23 protein-coding genes and 1 tRNA gene are annotated in these 23,893 nt (G+C 67.1%); 12 read left to right on the forward strand and 12 right to left on the reverse strand.

From position 1 onward, the window contains the following. The 4 genes from ACIQ67_RS07275 to ACIQ67_RS07290 form a co-directional block, all read left to right on the forward strand. Positions 1 to 633: FecR family protein (locus ACIQ67_RS07275; protein WP_397533692.1), on the forward strand; the 633-nt coding region annotated here is incomplete at its 5' end. Positions 634 to 900: 267 nt separating this feature from the next. Next, a complete protein-coding gene (locus ACIQ67_RS07280) occupies positions 901 to 1,335 on the forward strand; it encodes a response regulator (RefSeq protein WP_397533693.1) in 435 nt (144 codons plus the stop codon). A gap of 129 nt (positions 1,336 to 1,464) precedes the next feature. Further along, positions 1,465 to 1,890: a hypothetical protein gene (locus tag ACIQ67_RS07285; RefSeq protein ID WP_397533694.1), complete on the forward strand. Its 426-nt coding sequence runs from the start codon at positions 1,465 to 1,467 to the stop codon at positions 1,888 to 1,890. Positions 1,891 to 2,042: 152 nt separating this feature from the next. Continuing rightward, on the forward strand, positions 2,043 to 2,678 hold the full coding sequence (locus ACIQ67_RS07290; protein ID WP_397533695.1) for an NAD(P)H-dependent oxidoreductase: 636 nt from the start codon (positions 2,043 to 2,045) through the stop codon (positions 2,676 to 2,678). A 162-nt stretch (positions 2,679 to 2,840) separates the two neighbouring features. Here the strand turns inward: ACIQ67_RS07290 and ACIQ67_RS07295 are convergent, their stop codons facing one another. The 3 genes from ACIQ67_RS07295 to ACIQ67_RS07305 form a co-directional block, all read right to left on the reverse strand. Next, positions 2,841 to 3,368, reverse strand: coding sequence for a D-alanyl-D-alanine carboxypeptidase family protein (locus tag ACIQ67_RS07295; protein WP_397533696.1), 528 nt, complete (start codon positions 3,366 to 3,368; stop codon positions 2,841 to 2,843). Next, positions 3,368 to 3,796 carry a VOC family protein gene (locus ACIQ67_RS07300; RefSeq protein ID WP_397533697.1) on the reverse strand — a complete coding sequence of 143 codons (429 nt, stop codon included), beginning with the start codon at positions 3,794 to 3,796 and terminating at the stop codon, positions 3,368 to 3,370. The genes ACIQ67_RS07295 and ACIQ67_RS07300 overlap by 1 nt, the downstream gene beginning before the upstream one ends. Positions 3,797 to 3,928: 132 nt before the next feature. Continuing rightward, complete coding sequence (locus ACIQ67_RS07305) at positions 3,929 to 5,050, reverse strand: diguanylate cyclase (RefSeq protein ID WP_397533698.1); 1,122 nt, start codon at positions 5,048 to 5,050, stop codon at positions 3,929 to 3,931. A gap of 114 nt (positions 5,051 to 5,164) precedes the next feature. Here ACIQ67_RS07305 and ACIQ67_RS07310 point away from each other — a divergent pair, with 114 nt between their 5' ends. After that, positions 5,165 to 6,151, forward strand: a complete 987-nt coding sequence (locus tag ACIQ67_RS07310; RefSeq protein ID WP_397533699.1) for a 2-dehydropantoate 2-reductase — start codon at positions 5,165 to 5,167, stop codon at positions 6,149 to 6,151. After that, positions 6,148 to 7,332 (forward strand): glycerophosphodiester phosphodiesterase family protein, encoded by a 1,185-nt coding sequence (locus ACIQ67_RS07315; protein ID WP_397533700.1) that lies wholly within the window; start codon positions 6,148 to 6,150, stop codon positions 7,330 to 7,332. The genes ACIQ67_RS07310 and ACIQ67_RS07315 overlap by 4 nt, the downstream gene beginning before the upstream one ends. On the opposite strand, the gene ACIQ67_RS07320 is transcribed toward ACIQ67_RS07315, so the two are convergent. The 3 genes from ACIQ67_RS07320 to ACIQ67_RS07330 form a co-directional block, all read right to left on the reverse strand. After that, a complete protein-coding gene (locus ACIQ67_RS07320; RefSeq protein WP_397533701.1) occupies positions 7,322 to 7,900 on the reverse strand; it encodes an NnrU family protein in 579 nt (192 codons plus the stop codon). The two genes, ACIQ67_RS07315 and ACIQ67_RS07320, sit on opposite strands and share 11 nt — an antisense overlap. Positions 7,901 to 8,011: 111 nt before the next feature. Beyond that, positions 8,012 to 8,146, reverse strand: coding sequence for a hypothetical protein (locus ACIQ67_RS07325; RefSeq protein WP_397533702.1), 135 nt, complete (start codon positions 8,144 to 8,146; stop codon positions 8,012 to 8,014). A gap of 76 nt (positions 8,147 to 8,222) precedes the next feature. Further along, positions 8,223 to 8,702, reverse strand: coding sequence for an Lrp/AsnC family transcriptional regulator (locus ACIQ67_RS07330; RefSeq protein WP_397533734.1), 480 nt, complete (start codon positions 8,700 to 8,702; stop codon positions 8,223 to 8,225). 168 nt (positions 8,703 to 8,870) lie between these two features. Between ACIQ67_RS07330 and ACIQ67_RS07335 the strand changes: the two genes are divergently transcribed. The 5 genes from ACIQ67_RS07335 to ACIQ67_RS07355 all read left to right on the forward strand — a co-directional run bounded on the left by ACIQ67_RS07335 (position 8,871) and on the right by ACIQ67_RS07355 (position 14,128). Then, positions 8,871 to 9,965 (forward strand): saccharopine dehydrogenase NADP-binding domain-containing protein, encoded by a 1,095-nt coding sequence (locus ACIQ67_RS07335; RefSeq protein ID WP_397533735.1) that lies wholly within the window; start codon positions 8,871 to 8,873, stop codon positions 9,963 to 9,965. Positions 9,966 to 10,000: 35 nt separating this feature from the next. Continuing rightward, the gene (locus ACIQ67_RS07340; RefSeq protein ID WP_397533703.1) at positions 10,001 to 11,512 is read left to right on the forward strand and encodes an aldehyde dehydrogenase family protein; all 1,512 of its coding nucleotides are present in this window, start codon (positions 10,001 to 10,003) and stop codon (positions 11,510 to 11,512) included. Between the two features lie 71 nt (positions 11,513 to 11,583). Then, on the forward strand, positions 11,584 to 12,585 hold the full coding sequence (locus ACIQ67_RS07345) for a DUF1338 domain-containing protein (RefSeq protein WP_397533704.1): 1,002 nt from the start codon (positions 11,584 to 11,586) through the stop codon (positions 12,583 to 12,585). Then, positions 12,585 to 13,994, forward strand: coding sequence for an FAD-binding oxidoreductase (locus ACIQ67_RS07350; RefSeq protein ID WP_397533705.1), 1,410 nt, complete (start codon positions 12,585 to 12,587; stop codon positions 13,992 to 13,994). Before ACIQ67_RS07345 ends, ACIQ67_RS07350 begins: the two co-directional genes overlap by 1 nt. A gap of 49 nt (positions 13,995 to 14,043) precedes the next feature. After that, positions 14,044 to 14,128, forward strand: a tRNA-Leu gene (locus ACIQ67_RS07355). Positions 14,129 to 14,218: 90 nt separating this feature from the next. Here ACIQ67_RS07355 and ACIQ67_RS07360 read toward each other — a convergent pair. After that, positions 14,219 to 16,324, reverse strand: coding sequence for a putative bifunctional diguanylate cyclase/phosphodiesterase (locus tag ACIQ67_RS07360; RefSeq protein ID WP_397533706.1), 2,106 nt, complete (start codon positions 16,322 to 16,324; stop codon positions 14,219 to 14,221). 214 nt (positions 16,325 to 16,538) lie between these two features. On the opposite strand from ACIQ67_RS07360, the gene ACIQ67_RS07365 reads away from it, so the two are divergent. Further along, positions 16,539 to 16,898, forward strand: coding sequence for an HU family DNA-binding protein (locus tag ACIQ67_RS07365; RefSeq protein WP_397533707.1), 360 nt, complete (start codon positions 16,539 to 16,541; stop codon positions 16,896 to 16,898). Between the two features lie 82 nt (positions 16,899 to 16,980). Here ACIQ67_RS07365 and ACIQ67_RS07370 read toward each other — a convergent pair whose 3' ends face one another. The 5 genes from ACIQ67_RS07370 to ACIQ67_RS07390 form a co-directional block, all read right to left on the reverse strand. Next, positions 16,981 to 17,271, reverse strand: coding sequence for an antibiotic biosynthesis monooxygenase family protein (locus ACIQ67_RS07370; RefSeq protein ID WP_397533708.1), 291 nt, complete (start codon positions 17,269 to 17,271; stop codon positions 16,981 to 16,983). 35 nt (positions 17,272 to 17,306) lie between these two features. Further along, on the reverse strand, positions 17,307 to 18,416 hold the full coding sequence (locus ACIQ67_RS07375) for a hypothetical protein (RefSeq protein WP_397533709.1): 1,110 nt from the start codon (positions 18,414 to 18,416) through the stop codon (positions 17,307 to 17,309). A 129-nt stretch (positions 18,417 to 18,545) separates the two neighbouring features. Continuing rightward, on the reverse strand, positions 18,546 to 21,350 hold the full coding sequence (gene fdhF / locus ACIQ67_RS07380; RefSeq protein WP_397533710.1) for a formate dehydrogenase subunit alpha: 2,805 nt from the start codon (positions 21,348 to 21,350) through the stop codon (positions 18,546 to 18,548). Beyond that, the gene (locus tag ACIQ67_RS07385; RefSeq protein WP_397533711.1) at positions 21,343 to 23,046 is read right to left on the reverse strand and encodes an NAD(P)H-dependent oxidoreductase subunit E; all 1,704 of its coding nucleotides are present in this window, start codon (positions 23,044 to 23,046) and stop codon (positions 21,343 to 21,345) included. Before ACIQ67_RS07385 ends, fdhF begins: the two co-directional genes overlap by 8 nt. Further along, positions 23,043 to 23,876, reverse strand: coding sequence for an alpha/beta fold hydrolase (locus tag ACIQ67_RS07390; RefSeq protein ID WP_397533712.1), 834 nt, complete (start codon positions 23,874 to 23,876; stop codon positions 23,043 to 23,045). The genes ACIQ67_RS07385 and ACIQ67_RS07390 overlap by 4 nt, the downstream gene beginning before the upstream one ends. Between the last annotated feature and the right edge of the window lie 17 nt (positions 23,877 to 23,893).

Below are 23,893 nucleotides of genomic sequence, written 5' to 3' on the forward strand. Positions count from 1 at the left end.
CGCATGTCCTTGAACACGGCAACCCGCGTGCGGGTGACCCTTGGCCGGGAGGAGCGCACCGTCAAGGTGGAGGGCGGCGAAGCGCTGTTCGAGGTGGCCAAGGATGCACAGCGTCCCTTCGTCGTGAAGGCGGCAAGCGCCGAGGTGATTGCCACCGGGACGGCCTTCGTCGTGAGGGTGACGCCTGACAGCAAGACCGCTGGCGACGCGCTGGCCGTGACGCTGGTGGAGGGGCAGGTCGTCCTGCGCAGCCCCGAGGGCGGCGCTGCAGGGACTGTGCTCGCAGCACCCGTCACGATGGCACCGGGCGAGCGCGTGCAGCTGTGCGGTTCGGTGCGTGCGGTGGCACTTCAGGTGGATCGCCCTCGGATGGATCAGCTGTTGGCCTGGAAGCGTGGCGAGGCGATCTTTGATGATGCGTCGCTGCTGGAGGCGGTGGCAGAGATGAACCGCTACAGCGCGATGCCGATCAGGCTGGCGAGCTCTGGAGGCCTGGGCGGCTTGCGGGTCAGTGGTTCGTTCCGGACGGGAGACAGCGTCGGCTTCGTACGTGCGGTGGCCGTGCTGCACGGTCTGGTTGTGCGGGAGCTGCCGGATGGGTTGGAGTTGGTGCCCGAGCCGAATATGCGCTGAACGCAGTGAGTCCGACGCAATGCTTCCCAAGGGCAAGGCCTTCCGTGCAACATACCTACGCCGGGCTTCGCCGGCCGAGCTGACACGCGGCCCTTTCCCGTGCCCGGGGCTGGCGGGTGCATTCCTTCACGCTGTGCCTGAACGGCCCCCTTCGCGAACAGCCGAGCGGCAAGTTGCAATTCGTGCTGATCCGCCGCTCGCAGTGGCTTCGGCGTTTCCGACGGTGCGGCCTGCACACGTTACGATCGCTGCACAACGGAGTAGGGCATGGTCACAACTGTCAAGCGCGAAGATTTCTGTTTCATGGTGGTAGATGATTTCTCGACCATGCGGCGGATCATTGCCGGTCTGCTGCGCGAGATCGGCTTCAAGAAGATCGTGGAAGCCGAGAATGGCAAGGAGGCCTTGCGCCTGCTTGAGTTGTCGGTGCTGTCGGGTGAGCCGGTGCACTTCGTGCTGAGCGACGTCAACATGCCGGAGATGAATGGCTTCGAGCTGCTGGATGCGCTCAAGAAGCTCCCGGACGACAACCCGATGCGCAAGGTTCCGACGCTGTTGGTGACGGCTGAGGGCCGCAAGGAGGACATCATCCGCGCTGCCCAGCTGGGCGCTGTGGGCTATGTCGTGAAGCCCTTCAACAAGGAAACCCTGGCCGAGAAGATCCACCTGGCGCTGAGGCATCGCGGCATCCTGGTGGAGTGATCGGCAGCGCCTGCGGGCTCGCTGTGCCGGGGCGGGGCTCGGGCACTCCTGTACCATCGACCCCGCCGGTCCGGCCTTGGGCCGGCACAGTTCCCATCTGTCTTGGGCTCGATGAACAGGACCCAGGACATGTCTCTTGTCGGAACCGGCGCTGCTGCGCAGACCCAAAACAGCGATCTCGTCGCGCAGCTCCTCAACAGCCTGTGCACCCGCACGCTGAATCACTTTGCCCAAGAGGCCAAGCTGGATGGCGAAAGCCTGCAGCAGGCGGTCTCGCGCTATGAAATCGACTACGCCTGGCATGTGCTGGGCTCGGTCCGTCTGCGGGATGAATGCCTGTCCAGCCTGGAGGCCCGGATGGGTCGTGCGCTGGGCGCGGCGCAGCGCGCGCAGGTGCTTGATGTCTTGCAGGAGGCCGCCCTTGGCCTGGCACCCGAGTTGCTGATGAGCTTCGACAACGATGTGCCCGAAGCGCTGGCAGTTTGTCTGCTGCCGCTGTGGGGTGCTCAGGCATCGCCGTCGCAGCACCGCGAGGGCGTCGAAGCCCTGGGGTGAGACAGCGGGCGCGGGCTTGCACAGCAGGCCCGCTGCGTCAAACGGCTCAGGATTTGTGCGAGCAAGTCAGGCGGGTATCCGCTAGGTGACTGCCGCTCTGGCGGAAATCATTCAGCATCCATCCTCAACTGACGATGGACTCGGGTCCCCCCATGACAAATCTGATCGAAAAACTGAAGTGGCGCTATGCCGCAAAGAAGATGGACGCAGCCAAGGCTGTGCCGCAGGAGAAGGTGGAGCACATCCTTGAGGCGATCCGCCTGACGGCGACCTCCAGCGGTCTGCAACCCTATGAAGTGATCGTGGTGACGGACCCAGCGGTGCGCGCGCAGATTCAGCCGCACGCCTGGAACCAGGCTCAGATCACCGATGGCTCGCACCTGCTGGTGTTTGCCGCCTGGGACAACTACACAGTCGAGCGCATCAACATGATGTTCGATCTGGTGAATGAGCAGCGCGGCTTCAAGAACGAAGGCTGGGAGAACTACCGCCAGATGCTGCTGGGCCTCTACCCCAAGCGCAGTGCCGAAGAGAACTACCAGCACGCGGCTCGCCAGGCCTATATCGGCCTGGGCACCGCCCTGATCGCCGCGGCCGAGGAGCAGGTGGACGCCACGCCGATGGAAGGCTTCGACCCGGCCAAGATCGACGAGATCCTGGGCCTGCGCGCACGCGGCCTGCGCTCTGTGGTGCTGATGCCGCTGGGCTATCGCGCCGCCGAAGGTGACTGGCTGGTGAACCTGAAGAAGGTGCGCCGCGATCGCGCGGCCTTCGTCACCGAAGTCTGATCCTTCACCGTCTGTTTCCGCACAGCCGCCTTCGGGCGGCTGTTTGCTTTATGAGCGGCCAAAAAACCAGCAAAGCGGTTCTGGTCAGTCGTCCTGGCGCAGACAGTACATGCAGGTACGGCCAGCCAGGGCAACGGCGCCAGCAGGGTTTTGTCAGTCGCTCTAGCGCTGCAGGCACCAGTGCCAGGGCTCGTAGACAAAGCCCTCGGCATTGCCGCGCGGGTAGCTCAGCCTGAAGCCGAACTCTGCGGCGCGGCGCTGCAGCCAGGCAAAGGCGGGCGTGTGCTCGAAGCACTCGTCCAGTGCCTCGGATTCGGGCGTACCGATATCGATGGCGCGGCCGCTGTGGTGCTCGCTATAGCCGGGCGGTGCGCTGGCGGCCAGGATCTCGTCGAGGCGGCAGCCCGCCGCCAGCTTGGCGCGGATGATCTCGGCCTGGCGCTCGATGCTGCGAAAGGCCGACACCAGCAACAAGGCCAGGCCGTCCTGTGCCGCGGCATGCTTCATTTCGGCCCAGGCGGCGGCAGTGTCCGGTGTCAGCAGGAACTCGCGCCCGGCGGCATTGCGCTCGGCCGGCACCAGCTCGGTCGCCTCGGCATGGGCCACCAGCGCGCGGCCGGCCAGGTGCGCGGGCGTGATGCCCAGCGCGGCCAGCAGCGGCGGGTGCATGGCAGCCGCCGGGGCGTGCATCACCAGCTGCCGGTATTTGGCATCGAGGCCCAGGGCTGGGCGGGCGCCAGGGCCGGGCCGTCTTGCAACAGCTCGACCGAGATGTTGTCGGGCGAGCGCACGAAGGCCATGCGGCCATCGCGCGGCGGGCGCAGGATGGTCACGCCGTGGTCCGCCAGGCGCTGGCAGGCTGCGTAGATGTCAGGCACTGCATAGGCGATATGGCCGAAATTGCGGCCGCCGGTATAGGTCTCGACCTTGCCGTCGGCATCGGGCCAGTTGTAGGTCAGCTCGACCTGGGGCTGGTACTTGCCGGCCTCGTCGCCACTGGCACCCAGATAGACCAGCGTGAAGCGGCCGGCCTCGTGTTCGCTGCGGCGCATCTCCTGCAGCCCCAGCGCATCGCGGTAGAACTTCAGGCTCTGTTCCAGATCGGTCACGCGGACCATGGTGTGAAGGTATTTCATCTTTTGCCACCCGCAAGGGGTTCATTCAACAGTGCTGCGTATTGTGGGGCGCCCCATCGTTTCCGGCCGGCCTGAGGGCTTGCGGATCGCACGGCCGGAAGCTCGCGCCGGAGTTCAGTCGATGAGGCCGCGCACCCGCGCTGCACTGCTGACTCGGTTGCGGCCGCCTTGCTTGGCGGCATAGAGCGCATCGTCGGCGCGCGCCAGCAAGGCGTCCACGCCCGGCATCTGCGCTTCCAGCGCCGCGCAGCCGATGCTGACGGTCACGGAGGCCGGCCATTGCAGCTCGGCAATTCGTTCACGCAGGCGCTCGGCCAGTTGCTGCGCCTGGCTGAGGTCGGTGCCGGGCAGGATCAGCGCGAATTCCTCGCCGCCAATTCGCGCAGCCAGATCGCTGGCCCGCAGGCTGTCGCGGCAGCACTGTGCCACCGCTCGCAGCACCGTGTCGCCGAATTGGTGGCCGCCTTGATCGTTGATGCGCTTGAAGTGATCCACATCCAGCGCCAGCAGGGCCAGGGGCGTGCCGTCCCGGCGGGCATCAACCAGGGCCAGTTCGGCGGTACGGAAGAACTGGCGTCGGTTCGGCAGCGCCGTCAACGCGTCGGTGCGGGCCAGCTTGTCCGCTTCGTCCAGCAAGCGCTGGTTCTGGGCCAGCGTGCGCCGCAGTTCGGTCTCGGTAGCAAACAACTGTCGGTTCATCTTCTGAATCATCACGGCAGCGGCGGTACAGGCGCCGGCCCAGACCAGATGAAAGAAGGCAATGCGCTGCACGGCTTCGGCTTCCAGGCCCAGCCGGGGCAGCAGCAGCGCCGTGATCAGCACGGTCAAAGCGCCGCACAGGGCCGTCAGCGCCACGCCCGCCTTGGCAATGACCAGGCCCACCAGGTAGAGCAAGGAGGTGGCGAGGATGAAGTCAGGCCGGTTCAGCAGCACACCGTCGATCACGCAGGTGGCCGCCACGCCGACCGCGGTGTAGACGGGATAGGACCAGGCCAGCGGCAGCTTCCAGCCGGGCTTGAAAGTGAGCGCGCTCAGTACGAGCCAGAACAGCAGGTAGGCCAGGCGTAGCCGTGTCACCTCGATCTGCGCCGGTTCGATCAGCAGATCGCCCAGCAGGTAGATCAGCGGGATCACGCCACCGATCGCGTAGACAAAGCGCATCACCGGCACGCAACGCAGCGCCAGCCAGTCCTGGTAGGACGGCTCGCTTGCGATGGGCGGTGCAGAAGCGGACATCGTTGACGGCCTGAGGTGCGATGCGTTTCGTAGAGCGCTGAAGCGCGGGCGCCGAATTGTCGGCGCTTTGCCTGCCGCTAGGATGCGCGATCTGAGCAATCTCGGGAGTGCTGTGTGAAAGTCTGCATTGTTGGCGCGGGCGCCATTGGCGGTTGGTTCGGCGCTTATCTGGGCCATGCCTCGGCCGGCGAGGTGAGGCTCAGTGCGCTGGCGCGCGGCGCCACGCTGGCGGCCTTGCGTCAGCAGGGGCTGCGCCTGGACAAGCCTGATGGCGAGCGCATCAGCGTGCCCTTGAACGCAAGCGACCGCCCCGAGGACCTGGGGCCGCAGGACCTGGTGGTGGTCGCCGTCAAGGGGCCGGCCTTGGCTTCAGTTGCGCCGGCGGTGGCAGCCCTGCTCGGCCCCGAGACACGCGTGCTGGTGGCGATGAACGGCGTGCCCTGGTGGTTCTTCGATGGCCTGACCGGCCCTTGCCAGGGCTTGCAGCTGGAGTCGGTGGACCCGGGCGGCGTGGTGCGCGCGCTGATCCCCAGCGAGCGCGTGATCGGTTCGGTGGTGCACGCCAGCTGCGCCACGCCCGAGCCTGGCCTGGTCAAGCATGTGATGGGCATGGGCCTGATCCTCGGCGCGCCCGCGGGCGGCCGGCCCGCTCAAATCGAGCAACTGGCAGCGCAGCTGCAGCAAGCCGGCTTCAATGCCACGTTGTCCGACTGCATCCAGCGGGACATCTGGTTCAAGCTCTGGGGCAATATGACCATGAACCCGATTTCGGCGCTGACCGGGGCCACCTGCGACCGCATCCTCGACGACGAGCTGGTTCGCGGCTTCGTGACGAACGTGATGCGCGAGGCGTCGGAGATCGGCGCGCGCATCGGCTGCCCGGTCGACCAGACGCCCGAGCAGCGCCACGCGGTGACGCGCAAGCTGGGCGCCTTTAAGACCTCGATGCTGCAGGACGTGGAGGCCGGTCGCACCATCGAGCTGCAGTCCTTGGTGGGCTCAGTGCGCGAGATCGCGCAGCAGATCGGCCTGGCCACGCCCTTCACTGATGCGATGCTGGGCCTGACGCGGTTGATGGCACAGACCAGGGGGTTGCTGTGAAGCGCCGCACCCTGCTGGCCGCGGCGCCCGCGCTGCTCGGCTTGGGCGCCGCGAGGGCGCAGGGCGCGGCCTGGAAGACGCTGGATGGCCGCGCACCGCTGTTGATCGGCCACCGCGGGGCCTCGGGCTACCGGCCTGAGCACACGCTGGCGGCGTATGCGCTGGCGATCGAGCAGGGCGCCGATTTCATCGAGCCCGATCTGGTGCTGAGCAAGGACGGTGTGCTGCATGCGCGGCATGAGCCCATGCTGGCGCGCGTGGAGCTGGAGGCCGACGGCCGCACGATCAAGCGCAGCGCAGATGGCCGACCGGAGCTTCATCGCAGCGACACCAGCACCAATGTCTGGCAGCTGGAGAAGTACGCAGATCGACTGGCGATAAAGCAGCTGGACGGCAAACCGGTGGCCGGCTGGTTCGCCGAAGACTTCACGGCCGCTGAGCTGCGCGCCGATGTGCGCGCCCAGGAGCGCCTGCGTGATCTGCGCCTGGCCAACAACGCGCACAACGATCGGCACCCGATCCCGACGCTGGCCGAGGTCATCACGCTGGCGCAGCAGCGCAGCCAGGCGCTGGGCCGCGTGATCGGCATCTATCCCGAGACCAAGCATCCCAGCTACTTCAAGGCCTTCATGGATGCCGCCGGTCAGCCGCGCATGGAAGACCTGCTGCTGGCGCAACTGCACGCCGCCTATGGTGACAAGCGCGAGGCGCCGGTGTTCATCCAGTCCTTCGAGGTGGGCAATCTGCAGTACCTGCGCAGCCGGACGAAGCTGCGTCTTGTGCAACTGCTCAGCGCCAGCGGGCGGCCGTACGACTTCCAGCTGGCGGGTGACATGCGCAGCTACCAAGACCTGGCACGTGCGGCGGGCTTGGACTTCCTCAAGGGCCATGCCGACGGCATCGGCGCACACACGCAGCTGATCGTGCCCAGTGCCGGCGGCCGCCTGCAGGCGCCGACGGCGCTGGTCCGCGAGGCCCATGCGCGCGGCCTGCTGGTGCATGGCTGGACCTTCCGCGCCGAGAACCAGTTCCTGCCGGCTGAATTCGCCCGCGGCGCCAGCCCGGCAGCGCTGGGCGATATGGCGGCGCAATTGCGCGTCTTTATCGAGGCCGGCATGGATGGCTTCTTCACCGACCAGCCGGACCAGGGCCGAGCGGCCCTGGACGCGATCAGCCGATAGGCCGCACGCCTATCCAAGCCGCATGCGCCCAGAAGGCGAAGCCGGCCCAGGCGGCGAGGCCGATGATCACGGTTGCACCGGTGCCTGCGGCTGAAGCCGGCAGCGGCGCGGGCGGGTTGGCGCGGTCGCGCTGGCGCGCGGCGCGGAAGTCCAGCACGGCCCAGAGCAGGAAGGCGCCGAACAGCAGCAGGTCGGCTAGCGTGTTGTTGGCCAGCAGGTGCGCCAGCGCCCAAAGCTTGACGCCCAGGATCATCGGATGCCGCAGGCGTGCCTTGAGGTGGTTGCGCGGCACATAGGCCGCGGCCAGCAGCACGAAGGCGATCAGCGTCAGCAGCGACGCCAGGTGGGCCATGCCCTTGGGTGTGGCCCACAGGACCTGCGGTGTTAGGCGGGCTTGCCCGTAGCCCCAGATGATCAGCGCGAAGCCGGCAATCGAGACCAGGCTGTAGAGGCCCTTCCAGGCGTTCTCGCCGAGGCGGGCAAGCTGCGCACTGCGCCAGCCATCGGCTGCGATGCGCACCGAGTGAACGCCCAGGAACAGGACAAGGCCGAGGATCAGGTAGGTCATGGCTGGCAAGCCCGCAGTCGGCTTGACTGGCGGTGAGGGTTGGCGATGCGCGCGTTTGTACGCGATCGGCGCGGGCGGCGCCAGCCTGCTTCAATCGGGCGGCCAGCCCGATCAGGCCTTGGCCGCGTAGCCCAGCGCCCAGAGCAGGCCGGGATACAGGGCGCACCAGAGGCCGGCCACCAGCAGCAGGACTTTCCAGGTGCTCAGGGTTTGTTGGTCGCGTGCGGCAAGGGCCTTGGACTTCATGGTGCTCTCCTGGTGGACGAGGATGGCTTGCACTGCAGCAAGAGCCATGCCGGCTGCGCGCCGGTGAGGGCCTGCCTCAGCTGGTGCGGTCGACGCGCAAGGCCAGCACCACCGAGCTGGTTGTCTTGATCACACCTTCGATATCGCCCAGCTCGTCCAGCAACGCATCCAGGCGCATCGTCGATTCGGCGCGCAGCACGGCCATGTAGTCGTACTCGCCACTGACCGATGCCAGCTGGCGCAACTCGGGGAAGCGCGACAGCTTTGCCACCACCTCGCGCCCGGCCTTGGGCTGCACGGTGATGCCGACGAAGGCCTGCACGCCCTGGTCGGCCGCTTCGCTGCCCAGTCGTGTGGTGTAGCCGACGATGGCGCCCGATGCTTCAAGTCGGGCCAGCCGGGCCACCACGGTGGTGCGCGCCACGCCCAGTTTGCGTGCCAGCGTGGCCGTGCTTTCGCGCGCATTTGCCTGCAGCAGATGGATCAGTTCCCGGTCCAGCGGGTCCTTGATGCCAGGCGCCTGGGTGCTGCCGGTGGAAGAGGTGGGCTTGCTCATCATGGATAACCCTTGATTTCGCCGAATTGGCATAAGTGTCTGACGAAGCGTCATTATCTTAGATCGTTTCGACGAACTCGCGCTTTCATTCGTCAGCAGCTCTTCCTAGACTCCATCGCATCAACAGCTGACTTGCGCGGAGCACCTGCCATGACGAACCCAAAGCAAATGAAGATCGCCCTGCTGGGCGCCGGCCACATCGGCCAGACCATTGCCCGCCTGCTGCACGTCAGCGGCGACTACCGCGTGACCGTGCTGGACAAGAGCGCCGGCTCGCTGGCCAAGCTGGCTGCCGAAGGCATTGCCACCCAACAGGTGGACACCGAGAGCAAGCCCGCGCTGGCCGCCGCGCTGCGTGGCAACGATGCTGTAGTCAACGCCTTGCCCTACCACCTGGCCATCACCGCGGCCCAGATGGCGCTGGAGACCGGCTGCCACTACTTCGACCTGACCGAGGACGTGGCCGCCACCAAGGCCATCATGCAGATGGCCGAAGGCGCCAAGACGGCTTTCATGCCGCAGTGCGGCCTGGCGCCCGGTTTCATTGGCATCGTGGCGCAACACCTGGCCAAGGGCTTTGACAGCCTGCAGGACGTGAAGATGCGCGTAGGCGCGCTGCCCGCCTTCCCGACCAATGCGCTGAAGTACAACCTGACCTGGAGTGTGGACGGCCTCATCAACGAGTACTGCCACCCCTGCGAGGCCATCCACGACGGCCAGACCATCAACGCGCTTCCGCTGGAAGGGCTGGAGCACTTCTCGCTGGACGGCACCGAGTACGAGGCCTTCAACACCTCGGGCGGCCTGGGCACGCTGTGCGAGACCCTGGAAGGCCGGGTGAAGAACCTCGACTACAAGACCGTGCGCTACCCCGGCCATCGCGATCTGATGATGTTCCTGCTGGGCGATCTGCAGCTCAAGAATGATCAGGAAGCGCTGAAGAACATCATGCGCAAGAGCATGCCGGCGACAATGCAGGATGTGGTGCTGGTCTTCGTGACGGTCTCCGGCATGAAGAACGGCGCATTGCTGCAGGAAGTGTTCGCGCGCAAGATCTTTGCCGAGCGCGACGCGGCCGAACCGCTGTCGGCGATCCAGATCACCACCGCGGCCGGCATCTGCGCCGCTGTCGATCTGTTCCGTGAAGGCAAGCTGCCGCAAAGCGGCTTCATCCGCCAGGAGCAGGTCGAGTTGCCGGACTTTCTGGCCAACCGCTTCGGCCGGGCTTATCAACAGTCGCGCCAGGTGGAAAGCATCGGTTGATCGACAATCTCACAGAGCCCAACAAGCACTCGACCATGAATGTTTCTGAACTCCTGAACGCCCTGGGCGTTCCCAGCGCCGCCTTCACCGGCGGGTCCCTGCCGGTGCGCTCGCCGATCGATGGCGTGTCTCTGGGGGCGGTCCACGCCGCCACGGCCGACGAGATGCGTGCCGCGGTTGAGCGCGCCCATGCCGCCTTCCTGCAATGGCGCAATGTGCCCGCTCCCAAGCGCGGCGAGCTGGTGCGCCTGTTCGGCGAAGAGCTGCGTGCGCACAAGGCCGAGCTGGCTCGCCTGGTCTCGCTGGAGGCCGGCAAGGTCAGCAGCGAAGGCGAGGGCGAGGTGCAGGAGATGATCGACATCTGCGACTTCGCCGTTGGCCTGTCGCGCCAGCTGCACGGCCTCACCATCGCCAGCGAGCGACCTGGCCATCGCATGATGGAGCAGTACCTGCCGCTGGGTGTGGTGGGCATCATCTCGGCCTTCAACTTCCCGGTGGCCGTGTGGGCCTGGAACTCGGCACTGGCCCTGGTCTGCGGCGATACCTGCCTGTGGAAGCCCAGCGAGAAGACCCCGTTGACGGCTCTGGCCACCCAGGCCTTGTTCGACAAGGCCCTGGCGCGCTATACCGCTGCCGGCCATGCCGCGCCCGAGCATCTGTCGCAGACCCTCAACGGCGACGCCACGGTCGGCGAGGCGATGGTCGACCATGCCAAGGTGGCCCTGGTTTCGGCCACCGGCTCCACCCGCATGGGCCGAGCAGTTGGCCCGCGCGTGGCGGCACGCTTCGGCCGCTGCCTGCTGGAACTGGGCGGCAACAATGCCATCATCGTCACCCCCAGTGCCGATCTGGATCTTGCGGTGCGCGGCATCCTGTTCGGCGCTTATGGCACCGCTGGACAACGCTGCACCACCACGCGCCGCGTGATCGCGCACGAGAGCATCCATGACGAGCTGGCCGCCCGCCTGGACCGCGCCCGCGCCCAGCTCAAGATCGGCAGCCCCATCGAGCCCGGCCATCTGATCGGCCCACTGATCGACCAGCAGGCCTTCGATGCCATGCAGGCGGCGCTGGCAGCGGCGCGCGCGCAGGGCGGCGAGGTCAGCGGCGGTGGCCGTGCGCTGGCAGAGCAGTATCCGAACGCCTGGTATGCGGTGCCAGCCCTGGTGCGCATGCCCGCGCAGACCGAGATCGTCAAACACGAGACCTTCGCGCCCATCCTGTACACGATGAAGTACAAGAGCCTGGACGAAGCCATCGCGTTGCAGAACGAGGTGCCGCAAGGCCTGTCGTCGGCGATCTTCACCAACGACATCCGCGAAGCCGAACTGTTCATGTCAGCGTCCGGCTCGGATTGCGGCATTGCCAACGTCAACATCGGCACCTCGGGCGCCGAGATCGGCGGCGCCTTCGGTGGCGAGAAAGAAACCGGCGGTGGCCGCGAATCCGGCTCCGACGCCTGGAAGGCCTATATGCGCCGCACCACCAACACGGTGAACTACTCGCGCGAGCTGCCGCTGGCGCAGGGCGTCAAGTTCGACGTCTGAGCGCTGCAAGCCAAGGCCGGCGCCGTGAGGTGCCGGCTTTTCTTCTTGACCTCCGACACCTTGTGATTGACATGACAGAGACCGGACTTTTCCGATTGCTGAGCGCGGCGCTGGGCGATGTTCCTGCGCAGCAGATCCTGGCCCAGGTTTACATCACGCCTGCCTTGCTGAAGCCGGTGGCGGCCAGCGTCAGCCGCGCCGAATTGGCGCAGGCGCTGAACCTAGCCTTGTTCCGCGATGTGCTGTCGCGCGTGCCTGCCGGTGCGGCCTATGTGGCCGATTGCCAGCGTGGCGGTGAGCGCATCGTGTTCGACCATGGCGCGCTGCGCACCGTGGCCTGGCCCAGTGGCGCACTGCCGCCCGGCGAGGCTGCTATCACGCGCGTGTTGCGCCCGCTGGGGTTCGCGCATGCCGACACCTACCCGCTGCCGCGCCTGAAGATGACGGGCCGCAGCTGGCGGCATATCGACTTCCCCGAGGACATCGCACAGTTCTTTGTCTCCGAGTTGCATCCCGAGCAGTTCTCGCCGGCCTTCCAGGCAGCCGTCAGTCGCGTGCTGGGCGCTTCGCGCGATCCGCTCAGCCCCGCCGACATGGCCCGTCTGGAGCGCCTAGCGCGCGATGCAGCCTTGCCGTGGGACGATGCGCTGACCCTGCTGCCGACCTTGATCACCTGCTTTGCGCGCCAGCATCCGTTGTTCACGCAAACGGACTACGAGACCCTGCTGGCCGAGTCGGCCGAGATGGCCTGGATCGCCACCGAGGGCAATGCCTTCAACCATGCGACCGACCGCGTGGCGGACATCGAAGCCGTGGCAGCGATGCAGAAGGCGCTGGAGCGGCCCATCAAGGACAGTATCGAGACTTCGGCATCAGGTCGGGTGCGCCAGACGGCCTTCAAGGCTGCGCCGGTGCAGCGCCAGTTCCTGCATGAGGGTCAGGTCGTGACACGCACCGTGCCCGGCTCCTTCCACGAGTTCATCCAGCGCGAGCGCGACAGCGAGGGCCTGGACCTACGCTTCGACGCCGGCAATGCCACCGGCATCTTCAAGATGACCGCGGCGGCCTGCTGATGCAACAGGGTTTTCTCGACGCTGCGGCGGCGATCTGCGGCGCCGCCCATGTCGTGCCGGGCACGCAGGTCGAGCCGCGCTATCTCGAGGCCGCCCGCTACGGTAGCGGCCAGGCGGCCGCGCTGCTGCGGCCGGCCACTTCAGCTGAGGCCGCGGCGCTGCTGGCGCTGTGTGCAGCGTCTGATCTGATCCTGGTGCCGCAGGGCGCCCACACCGGCCTGGTGCTGGCCGGCACGCCCAGGGACGCGGGGCGGCAGGTGCTGCTGTCGACCGAGCGCATGCGCGAATGCTTCGAGCTCGATCTGCTGGATCGCACGCTGCGCGTCTCGGCTGGCTTCAAGCTCTCCGAGATCAATGAGCGTCTGGCGCCGCATGGCCTGTGGTTCCCGATCGACCTGAGCGCCGATCCGAGCATCGGCGGCATGCTGGCCCACAACACCGGCGGCACACGCATGCTGCGCTATGGCGATGTGCGCGCCAACACCCTGGCGCTGCAGGTGGCCCTGGCCGAACCGGCCGGACAGCTGCTGCAACTAGGGCGCGGCCTGCAGAAGGACAACGCCGGGCTGGCGCTGCAGCACCTGATGATCGGCAGCTCGGGCTCGCTGGCGCTGGTCTGCGAGGCCACCTTGAAGCTGCATCCACTGCCGCTCCAGCAGGCCGCCGTGCTGGTGGCGCCGGGGAGCCTGGAGGCGGTGATGCCGCTGTATCAGCGTGCGATGGCGGCCGAGTTCTGCGGGCTGATCAGCGCCTTCGAAGGCCTGTCGCGGCCGGCCCTGCAAGCGGCGCTGCATGTGTGCGGCGATCCCGGGCGACTGTTCGATGGGCAATTGCCTGAGTACGCGCTGCTGATCGAGTTGTCCAGCGAGCTGCCTGCGGCGGTGCTGGATCTCAATGCCTTGCTGCAGCAATGGCTGGAGGGCGAGTTCGAGGCTGGCAGCGTGGTGGATGCCGTGCTCGGCGCCGAAGAGACGATCTGGGCCTTGCGCCACAGCGTCAGCGAGGGCCTGCGTGAGCAGGGCAAGGTGATCGGCTTCGACATCTCGCTGCCGCGCCGCCACTTCATGCGCTTTCGCGCCGAGGCTGCGGCCTGGTTGGCGCAGGCCTTTCCCGCGGCGCGCGTGGCGGACTTCGGCCACCTGGGCGATGGTGGGCTGCATTTCAACCTGGTCTGGCCCAAATCAGAAGGGACCTTGCCTAATGATGAATTGGAGCGTCTGCGCGCCGGCGTCTATGCCGTCGTTGCGTCGCTGGGTGGCAGTTTCAGCGCGGAGCATGGCGTCGGTCCCTCGCTGCTGCAGCATTACCGCGAGCGCAGTGACCCCGCCGTGCTGCGGCTGGCTGGCGCGATCCAGACGGTGTTGAACCCTCAGTCTGCACTCGGTCTCACGAACTTCGGTCCGGGCTGAAATTTTGATGTTATAGTTCGGCCTCTTCGCTGCAAGGCGGAGCCTGAAAGCCCAGGTGGCGGAATTGGTAGACGCACTAGTTTCAGGTACTAGCGGGTAACTCCGTGGAGGTTCGAGTCCTCTCCTGGGCACCAAACAAGAAAGGCCAGCACGCATGTGCTGGCCTTTTGCGTTTGTTTGGCTGAGTCCTCACCTAGGCCGAACGCGCCGGGGCAGCCTCGCGCTCAGTGCTTGCTGCTCGCAGCGACGCCTTGATTGAGCCACTGCGCCAAGGCGTCAGCGGGCAGGGCTTTGGAGAACCAGTAGCCCTGGCCATAGTCGCAACCGGCCTTCAGCAGCAGCGAGGCCTGCAATTCGGTCTCCACGCCTTCTGCCACCACCCGCAGGCCCATCTCGTGAGCCATGGCGATGATGGCCTTGCACAGGGCGAGGCCTGTGGAGCCGGGGCCTATGCCGTGCACGAAACTCTTGTCGATCTTGATGACGTCGATGGAGTGCTGCTGCAGATAGGCCAGCGACGAGTAGCCGGTGCCGAAGTCGTCCAGCGAGATCTGGATACCGGCAGTTCGCAGGCTGCTGAGTTGCTGGGCCACTGCAGGCTCGTTGTCGAGCAACAAGCCTTCGGTGATCTCCAGACTCACGGCGTCCACCTGCAGGCATGCGTCCAGCCATCGCAGCGCACCGCTGCTGCTGGCGAGTCCGTTGCGTGCGCTCCGGTCTGGCGCGCGAAACTCCACAGGCGATGTGTTCACGCTGATCTGGAAGTCCGCACGCAAGGAGCGCCGCCAGACTTCCGCCTGCGCTTGAGCAGTGCGGAACACCCAGGCGCCGATCTGCTGAATCTGCCCGGTGCTCTCGGCGATGGGAATGAAGACGGCCGGGCTGATGTCGCCCAGGCTTGGATGCTGCCAGCGCAGCAGGGCTTCGGCCATGCTGACGCTGCCGTCAGAAAGTCGCACGATCGGTTGGTAGTGCAGGCACAGCTGACCGGCCGCCAGGGCGCCGCGCAAGTCGGTGGCCAGCCGCATGCGCAGTTGTGCGGCCTGCTGCAACTCTGGCGTGAAGTGGCTGTAGCGGTTGCGGCCTGCGCCCTTGGAGACGTACAGCGCCTGGTCCGCGTGCTTGAAGAGCGTCTCGATCTGCTGGCCATGTTCCGGAAACAGGCTGATGCCGATGCTGGCCGACACGAAGACACGTTCATGTCCAAGGGTGAAGACGCGCGCCAGGCTGTCGATCAGCTGCTGCGCCATGTGCTCGGCACTCTCGCCGCTGCGCACCTCACCGAGCAGCACGGTGAACTCGTCGCCGCCCATGCGGCCGACAACGTCCTTGGGCCCGAGGCAGGCCTGAATCCGTTCTGCGGCTTGCAGCAGCAGGGCATCACCCGCGCCATGCCCCAGGGTGTCGTTGACCTCCTTGAAATGGTCCAGATCGACGAAGAGCACCGCCAGCGGCGCCGGCTGCGGCAGCGCGCTTCTTGCCCGCAACTCGGCCTCCAGATGCTCGCGCAGCAGGGTCCGGTTGGGCAGTCCGGTCAAGGCGTCGTGGCGAGACTGGCGCCAAACGATGGCTTCCTGCTCGCGCCTGGCGGTGATGTCGGTGTGCGTGCCCACCATGCGCAAGGGCTGGCCCTGTTCATCGCGGCTGATCACCATGCCGCGGCTCAGCACCCACTTCCAGCTGCCGTCCTTGCATTGGATGCGGTGCTCATTGCGATAGCTGCTCTTGCGCCCGCTGAAGTGGTCTTCGCGGTCCTGCTGCATCTGGGCCAGGTCATCGGGATGGGTGCGCGCATCGAATTCTTCGGGCGTGGGCTGGACATCGCCTTCCCCATAGCCGTAGATCTGCAGGCAGCGCGGCGAGTACAACTCGATGCCGGCTTGAACGTACCAATCCCACACGCCGTCGCCGCTGCTTTCGAGCGCCAGCTTCCACAGCGAATCGTTGTGACTCAGCGCGAGTTCCCCGTTCTTGCGTGCATCGATATCGGTATGTGTGCCCAGCCATGCCGAACGCGGACCAGGCAAGCGCCGCGCTCGTGCCAGAACCCAGCGGTAGCTGCCTTCGGCCTGGCGCCATCGGTAATCCAGGCTGAGATGCTCGACATCCTGGGCAAAGGCCAGCTGAACTTGTTGTGCGTCGTCCGGGTGGATTGCGGCCAGCCAGCCTTGTTGCGACAGCGTGTCCATGGACACGCCGCATTGCTTGGACAACTCGGGCGGCACAAATTGCGCCTTCAGTGCTTCGTCCAGCAGCCAGACCTGCTGAGGCAGCAGGGCCAGCAGTTGCTCCGCTGAATCGAACTGGCTGAGCAGGGGGCGGTGACTCACGGCAGGGCTACTCCCGGATTCGCAGTGGGCTGCAAAGGCAAAGGGCAGCCGCAGTGTCGCATGCGGCGCGGTACCCCGAACGAGCGAGTTGTGCGTACCTTCTGCAAGGCAGGTCGTCAGCATTTTCCCTCGTGCCCATCGGCATCGTGCCCAGATCAGGGCAAAATCCGGCCTGCCCGTGATCGTCGGGCTTCAATTGAACAGAGAACTAGGAATGAACAAGACCGAACTGATTGAGCATCTGGCTGGCAAGCACGAGCTGAGCAAGGCCGAGGCCGGCCGCATCGTCGAGACCCTGCTGGACGCGGTCGTGACCACCGTCAAAAAGGGCGGCACGGTGTCGATCCCCGGCTTCGGCTCCTTCAAGCAGCACGCTCGCGCTGCCCGTACTGGCGTGAACCCCAGCACCGGCGAGAAGATCAAGATCGCTGCAGCCAAGCTGCCGAAGTTCACCCCCGGCGCTGGCTTCAAGGCTGCTGTCGACCCCAAGGCTGCTGCCCGCAAGGCTGCCAAGGCCGAGGCCAAGCCGGCCAAGGCTGCGGCCAAGCCCGCCGCCAAGAAGGCCAAGAAGTAATTGACCTTCGCGGTCTGCTTCGCAGCAGAGAGAAAGGGCGCCGCTGGCGCCCTTTTTCATGCCGGGCGCCGCTGTCGCCGCCTCAGGTCAGCGCGAAATGCTCAACCCGCGGCGGTGTGGCGAAGAAGGAGCCGACGATGGCGCGCCACTGCGCAAACAGCGGCCCGCCTCGGAAGTGCACGGTGTGGTCTTCCAGCGTGGCCCACTCGATCAGCAGTAGATAGCGCTCGGGCGACTCGATGCCGCGCTGCACCTGGTAGCGCAGAAAGCCCTGCGCATTCGAGATCACGGTGCGAACGCCGCGATGGATCGCCTCTTCGAAGGCGGCGTTCTGGCCGACCGGGATGGTGATTTCGGCGACTTCGAGGATCATGGCTCAGGGCTTTCGCTTAGCGTGGTGTCGCTGAATCAGGCGTCAGGCAGCAGCACATCGCTGCTGCCGGGGCAGACCCAGCGCGGGCTCTCGCGCGTGCGGTCAATGCAACCGCCCCACTGATACACGCCCTTGGGGTCGCGCAGCCGCATCATGCGTTCGACGATGCGTGCGGTCTCGGCCGGGTCCTGCAGCGTCTGCGCCACCCGCTCGGCCACGATGTCCTCGTTGAGCTGCGGCTCGCCCGCGGCGTCATGGAAGAGGCCGTGGCGCCAGTGGTAGATCTCCAGGCACTTGCTCTGCAGGGTAAAAGGCTGATCGCGCTTCCAGAAGTTGGAGAACAGCCCGTCGCCCAGATAGAAGACCCAGGAGCCCTCAAAGCCGGTGACATCGGACGAGGCTGAATCCGGGTTGCGGAACCAGACCCGGTCGCCCGGCACGTAATAGGCCGGCGGCAGCGGATCTTCGGTGTCACCGAGCTCGCGCAGGAAGACGTCGTGGAACTCGCCCGACATCACCGCGCGGATTTCACTCTGGCGCTGCATGCGGTCGTACAGCTCGGGGTGATGCTGGCGCGCTTCCTGGGCCATGGCCAGCAGGATCACATATTCGGTGGCGCGGTAGCAGGAGAAGTCGTAGAGCCGGCCGCTGCGCTCGGGCTGGGTGGCGCGCTCCAGCGCCTCGATCAGGCTGACGCTGGGCAGCACGGTGAAGCCGGTCTCGCGCGCATAGGTCCACAGGCCCTCGGGCCGCTCGGCCTCCTTGGTGTGGAAGGCCAGTGCGGTCTTGCGCGCTGCCCGCACGATATTCGCGCGCATGCGCACGGCGGCATGCAGCTCGGCCAGACTGGGGAAGGCCAGCGTGCGCGGCGCCGCCAGCAAGGCCAGCCAGATTTCGCGATGCAGATCCGCTTCGCTGCCATGGGTATCGAGCGCCAGGCTGCGGCACAGCGAGGTAGTGTCGCAGTCGCCCACTAGGCTGCTGGCGGCCTGTGGCGTGAGCGTCAGCATGCCGGTGGCCGCGTGGGCGCGCACAAAGCGGTCCAGGCCGAGTGCTGCCAGCGCTGCCAGGCAGGCCTCGGTTTCTTGTGGCGGGAGCTCTATCCCTGCTGAGGGCAGCAACTCCAGCTTGGTCACAGCATGCATGCGTGCTCCTGTCTTGGGCTCAGGGCTGGCGCTGCTCATGTGCACCAGATTGGCCCATTATCTGAAGCCCAACGCGACAGCTTGCTGACAAGCGGACAAGGATTTACCCGCATTGCCAGCCTGTGGGCCTCAGGCCTCGAGCCGCACCGCCGTGACCTTGAAGCCGGGAATCTTGCCGCTGGGGTCCAGCGCGCTGCCGGTCAGGGTGTTGGCCGCTGCTTCCCAGTAGCAGAAGGGCAAGAAGACCTGGCCCGGTTGAACTTCGGGGCTGATCTGCAGCTGCGCCTGTACGACGCCGTGGCGCGAGCTCATCGTCACGACCTGACCATCTTGCAGGCGCAGCGTCGCGGCGTCCTCGGGATGCAGGCTGATCAGCGGCTGCGGCGATAGGGCGTCCAGCACGCTGGCGCGCCGCGTCATCGCGCCGCCATGCCAGTGTTCCAGCACACGGCCGGTGGCCAGCACCAGCGGATAGTCGGCATCGGGCTGCTCGGGGCCGGGCGTGAAGCGCGTTGGCATCAGCTGCGCCAGGCCATCGGGCGTGGGGAAGTGCTGCATGAACAGCACCGCATCACCTGGCTCGTCCTCGCGCGCGGCGGGCGTCTCCACCGCGCCTTCGCGCTGCAGCCGCGCCCAGGGTACGCCGGCCAGTGGCGCCATCACCTGGCGCATTTCTTCGTAGACGCGCGCCACCGGCGCCTCGGCGGCGGCATGGCCGGTGCCGTCCTCGTCGCGCCAGTAGTGCCAGTCCAGGCCGATGCGGCGGGCGATCTGCTCCAGTGTCCACAGGTCCTGTCGTGCCTGGCCGGGCGGCCGCATCGCGGGCCGGCCAGGCTGGATCAGGCGGTCGGTGTTGGTGTAGCTGCCCCATTTCTCCAGATGTGAGGATGCGGGCAAGACCACATCGGCCAGGATCGCCGTCTCGGTGGTGAAGATGTCCTGCACCACCAGATGCTCCAGCCGCGCCAGGCCGGCGCGCGCATGGTCCAGGTCGGGGTCCGACATCGCCGGGTTCTCCCCCTCGATGTACATGCCCTTGATGCGGCCCTCATACGCCGCGTGCACGATCTCCACCACGGTCAGGCCCGGCTGGTCGCCGGCGGCATCGAAGCCAGCGCCCCACAGCTGCGAGAAATGCGCGCGCACTTCGTCGCGCACCACGCGCTGGTAGTTGGGCAGCATCATCGGGATCAGCCCCGCGTCGGACGCGCCCTGCACATTGTTCTGCCCGCGCAAGGGATGCAGGCCGGTGCCGGGCCGGCCGATCTGGCCGGTGATCATCGCCAGCGCGATCAGGGCTCGCACGTTGTCGGTGCCGTGCACATGCTGGCTGATGCCCATGCCCCAGAAGATCATCGCGGCGCGCGCGGTGGCATAGGCGCGTGCCACCTCGCGCAGCGTGTCGGGCGCGAGCCCGCAGATGTCACTCATGCGCTCGGGCGTGCAGTCGGCCACCGCGGCCTTCACCGCGTCGAAGCCCTTGACGCGTGCGGCGATGAAGTCCGGGTCGGTCAGCCCCTCTTCGATGATCACATGCAGCATCGCATTGAGCATCGCCACATCGCTGTCGGGCCGGAAGGCCAGATGCCGCCACGCGTGCTGCACCAGCGGCTGGCGGCGCGGATCGGCCACCACCAGTTTGGCGTGATGGCGTTTCACGGCGTTCTTGATGAAGCTCGCCGCCACCGGATGGTTGGAGCTGGGGTTGGCACCGATCAGCAGCACGAAGTCCGAGCGCGCCACATCGGCCACCGGGTTGCTGACTGAGCCCGAGCCTATGCCCTCCAGTAGCGCCGCCACCGAGCTGGCATGGCAAAGCCGCGTGCAGTGGTCGACGTTGTGCGTGCCGAAACCCTGGCGCACCAGTTTCTGGAACAGATAAGCCTCTTCGTTGCTGCCCTTGGCCGAGCCGAAACCGGCCAACGGGCTGGCTGCGCCTTGAGGATGGCTGTCGCGCAGGCGCTTCAGGCCCGCGGCGGCAAAGTCTAGCGCCTCGTCCCAGCTGGCCTCGCGGAACAGGGCTGACAGCGGCAGCTCGCCGCGGCGCACCGCGTCGATCTGCGCCGGGTCCTTGGCCACGCCGGCGCGGCGGATCAGCGGTGCGGTGAGTCGCTCGGGGCTGCTCACATAGTCCCAGCCGTAGCGGCCCTTGACGCACAGCCGCCCGTGGTTGGCCGGGCCGTCGCGGCCTAGCGCTTCAATGACGCGGCCTTCGCTGACGCGGTAGGCCACCTGGCAGCCTACGCCGCAGTAGGGGCAGACCGAATCCACGGTCTCGTCTTCCTCGATCAGCGCCACGCCCTTGGCGGTCGCCAGTGCGCCGGTCGGGCAGGCCTGCACGCATTCGCCGCAGGCCACACAGCTGCTCTGGCCCAGGGTCTCGTCGGCATCGAAGGCGATGCGGGTGTGCTCGCCCCAGCCGGCGATGCCCAGCACATCGTTGACCTGTTCGTCGCGGCAGGCGCGCACGCAGCGCATGCATTGGATGCAGGCGTCCAGCTGCACGCTGAAGGCCGGGTGGCTGAAATCCGGCGCCGGCGTGTGCACCGGGCGGGCAAAGCGCGGCTGCTGGATGCCCTTGGCCTCGCGCCACTGCGTCAGCTCGGAGTTGCGCGTGTGCGCCACTTCGGGCGCCTTGGCCGCGAGCAGCTCCAGCACCAGGCGCTGGCTGCGTTGGACGCGCTCGTTGTTCTGCGTCACCGCCATGCCTTCGCGCGGCGTGCGGCAGCAGGAGGCGGCCAGTGCGCGTTCGCCGGCAATCTCGACCACGCAGGCGCGGCAGTTGCCGGCCGGCGTCAGGCCGTCGCTGTGGCACAGATGCGGGATCGAAATCTTGGCGTCACGCGCGGCCTGCCAGATTGTCTGGCCAGGCTGGGCGCTGAGGGGCTGGCCATCCAGCGTGAAGTTGATCATCGGCTCCTTGCGCTCACTCATCGCCGAACTCCTGCGGGAAATACTGCAGAGCGCAGCGCATCGGATTGGGCGCGGCCTGGCCCAGGCCGCAGATCGACGCATCGGCCATTACCTCGCCCAGCTCTTCCAGCAGCGCGCGGTCCCAGCGCGGCGCGCGCATCAGCTGCACGGCTTGGTGCGTGCCTTCGCGGCAGGGAACGCACTGGCCGCAGCTCTCGTGCGCGAAGAACTCCATCGCCTTGAGCGCCAGATCGCGCGCGCTGTCGGCGGTGGAGAACACGATGATGGCGGCCGAGCCGATAAAGCCACCATGCGGCTGCAACGTGTCGAAGTCCAGCGGCACATCCGCCAGACGGGCCGGCAGCATGCCACCCGAGGCGCCGCCGGGGAAGTAGCCATAGAGCTCATGGCCCGGCGCCATGCCGCCTGCGTAGTCGTCCAGCAGCTCCTGCAAGGTGATGCCGGCCGGCGCCACATAGACGCCCGGCCGCGCCACCCGGCCTGAGACCGAGAAGCTGCGCAGTCCCTTGCGGCCGCGCCGGCCCTGGGCCTCGAAAGCGTCCACGCCCTTGGCCAGGATCTCCGGAACCCAGTAGAGCGACTCCATGTTGTGCTCCAGCGTGGGGCGGCCGAACAGGCCCACCTCGGCCAGATAGGGCGGGCGCTGGCGCGGCCAGCCGCGCTTGCCCTCCAGCGACTCGATCATGGCCGACTCCTCGCCGCACACATAGGCGCCGGCACCGCGGCGCAGGTGGATGGGGGGCAGGTCATGCCGGCGCTGCTGCAGCTCGGCCACCGCATCGGCCAGCACCTGGCGCAGCGCGTGGTACTCGTCGCGCACATAGATGTAGATTGCGTTGATGCCCACGCAATGCGCGGCGATCAGCATGCCTTCCAGGAATTGATGCGGCCGCCGCTCCAGGTAGTAGCGGTCCTTGAAGGTGCCGGGCTCGCCTTCGTCGATGTTGACCGCCAGCAGGCGCGGCGCGGCGTGGCTGCGCACGATCTCCCATTTGCGGCCGAGCGGAAAGCCCGCGCCGCCCAGGCCGCGCAGGCCGGCGTCGCTGAGCGCCTTGATCGCGGCCTCGGCGCTGCGCTGCCCGGCAATCAACTCGTCCAACACGCGCCAGCCGCCGTCGGCAAGGTAGTCTTGCAGCGACTGCACGGCCGGCAGCGGCTCGCGCGTGTCGCCGACGGCGATCAGCGCCTGCAGCGCAGCAGGCGTGGCGTGTGGGAGCGGGCGCTGGCCCAGCATCGCCACCGGCGCGCCTTCGCAGCGGCCCATGCAAGGCACCTCGACGACGCGCAACTCGCGCTGCTCGCCCAGCAGCTGTCGCATCGTGTCGCTCAAGCCGGCGCTGCCGGCCATCGAGCAGGAGAAGGAATTGCAGATGCGCAGCGTCAGCGGTGCCGGCGGGGCTTCGCCTTCACGCACGATGTCGAAGTGGTGATAGAAGCTCGCCACCTCATGCACCTCGGCCTGCGACAGGTTCAGCGTCTGCGCCACCGCGGCCAGCATGTCCACGCTCAAGTGGCCCTGGCTGTCCTGGATGCGGTGCAGGTATTCGATCAACAGGCTGCGCTCACGCGGCAGGCCGGCCAGCAAGGCCTCCACTGCGGCCACGGCCGCGGCGCTGGCCTGGCGGCCGCGCAGGCCGCCGCCGCGCGCGGGGCGCCGGCCGGTCTCGGGCTTGATGGGGATGACAATAGGGCTCACAGGCAGCTCTCCAGCAATTGCAAGGTGTGCGCGATCACGGCCTCGGGCTGATCGCGCTGCGGCGCATGGCCGCATTCTTGCAGCGCCACCACACGCGTTTCAGCATGGATGCGCCCCACGGCCTCGATCTGTGCCAGCGTGCCGTATTCGTCGCCGACGCCTTGCAGCGCCAGAACCGGGCAGGCCAGCGTGGCGAGATCGGCCTCGATACTCCACTGCTCGAAGCCGGGGCGCAGCCAGGCATCGTTCCATCCATAGAAGGCCGAATCGACATCGGCATGGTGGCGCGCGAGGGCAGCCTTCAGGCTGCTGGGCTCGGCCTCATAGGCGCGTTTAGCCTCGCGCAGCCCGGCCAGCGTGATGTCCTCGACGAACAGATGCGGCGCCATCGCCACCAGGCCGCGCACGCGCTCGGGATAGGCCGCGGCAAACAGCAGCGCCAGGCTGGCGCCATCGCTGTGGCCGAACAGAAACAGGCGCTCATTGGCCAAGCCCATCGCATCGAAGTAGGCCGGCAGCAGCGCGAGGGTCTGGCGCTGAAGATAGTCCTGCGGCCAGGGCTCGGTGCGCGGCGTGCTGCGACCGTAGCCCGGGCGCGAGAACACCAGGCCGCGGCACTGCGCCGCATCACACAGCCGCTGCGGGAAATCGCGCCACTGCGACAAGGAGCCCAGGCCTTCGTGAAGGAAGACGATCAGCGGGCGTTCATGGCCGAGATCGGCGTTGAGCCATTGGGACTCAATCTGCAGCGCGAGGCTGCCCTGATGCAGTGGCTGCAGAAAGGGGGAGGCCGGCGTCATGCCGGGCGGTGCAAGCGTCGTGGAATCCATCGCCCTATTGTGGTGGC

Source organism: Roseateles sp., from assembly GCF_044373315.1.
In the GTDB taxonomy this organism is placed as follows: Bacteria; Pseudomonadota; Gammaproteobacteria; order Burkholderiales; family Burkholderiaceae_C; genus JACDQM01.

Bases quoted from the DNA above. Each gene is read 5' to 3' on its own strand.
- ACIQ67_RS07335 (WP_397533735.1), top strand. From the start codon at position 8,871: ATGAAGATCGCCCTGCTGGGCGCCGGCCACATCGGCCAGACCATTGCC.
- ACIQ67_RS07280 (WP_397533693.1), top strand. From the start codon at position 901: ATGGTCACAACTGTCAAGCGCGAAGATTTCTGTTTCATGGTGGTAGAT.
- ACIQ67_RS07375 (WP_397533709.1), bottom strand. From the start codon at position 18,416: ATGCATGCTGTGACCAAGCTGGAGTTGCTGCCCTCAGCAGGGATAGAG.
- ACIQ67_RS07350 (WP_397533705.1), top strand. From the start codon at position 12,585: ATGCAACAGGGTTTTCTCGACGCTGCGGCGGCGATCTGCGGCGCCGCC.
- ACIQ67_RS07300 (WP_397533697.1), bottom strand. From the start codon at position 3,796: ATGGTCCGCGTGACCGATCTGGAACAGAGCCTGAAGTTCTACCGCGAT.
- ACIQ67_RS07340 (WP_397533703.1), top strand. From the start codon at position 10,001: ATGAATGTTTCTGAACTCCTGAACGCCCTGGGCGTTCCCAGCGCCGCC.
- ACIQ67_RS07320 (WP_397533701.1), bottom strand. From the start codon at position 7,900: ATGACCTACCTGATCCTCGGCCTTGTCCTGTTCCTGGGCGTTCACTCG.
- ACIQ67_RS07285 (WP_397533694.1), top strand. From the start codon at position 1,465: ATGTCTCTTGTCGGAACCGGCGCTGCTGCGCAGACCCAAAACAGCGAT.
- ACIQ67_RS07330 (WP_397533734.1), bottom strand. From the start codon at position 8,702: ATGAGCAAGCCCACCTCTTCCACCGGCAGCACCCAGGCGCCTGGCATC.
- fdhF (WP_397533710.1), bottom strand. From the start codon at position 21,350: ATGAGTGAGCGCAAGGAGCCGATGATCAACTTCACGCTGGATGGCCAG.
- ACIQ67_RS07295 (WP_397533696.1), bottom strand. From the start codon at position 3,368: ATGCACGCCCCGGCGGCTGCCATGCACCCGCCGCTGCTGGCCGCGCTG.
- ACIQ67_RS07370 (WP_397533708.1), bottom strand. From the start codon at position 17,271: ATGATCCTCGAAGTCGCCGAAATCACCATCCCGGTCGGCCAGAACGCC.
- ACIQ67_RS07325 (WP_397533702.1), bottom strand. From the start codon at position 8,146: ATGAAGTCCAAGGCCCTTGCCGCACGCGACCAACAAACCCTGAGCACC.
- ACIQ67_RS07365 (WP_397533707.1), top strand. From the start codon at position 16,539: ATGAACAAGACCGAACTGATTGAGCATCTGGCTGGCAAGCACGAGCTG.
- ACIQ67_RS07305 (WP_397533698.1), bottom strand. From the start codon at position 5,050: ATGTCCGCTTCTGCACCGCCCATCGCAAGCGAGCCGTCCTACCAGGAC.
- ACIQ67_RS07290 (WP_397533695.1), top strand. From the start codon at position 2,043: ATGACAAATCTGATCGAAAAACTGAAGTGGCGCTATGCCGCAAAGAAG.
- ACIQ67_RS07345 (WP_397533704.1), top strand. From the start codon at position 11,584: ATGACAGAGACCGGACTTTTCCGATTGCTGAGCGCGGCGCTGGGCGAT.
- ACIQ67_RS07390 (WP_397533712.1), bottom strand. From the start codon at position 23,876: ATGGATTCCACGACGCTTGCACCGCCCGGCATGACGCCGGCCTCCCCC.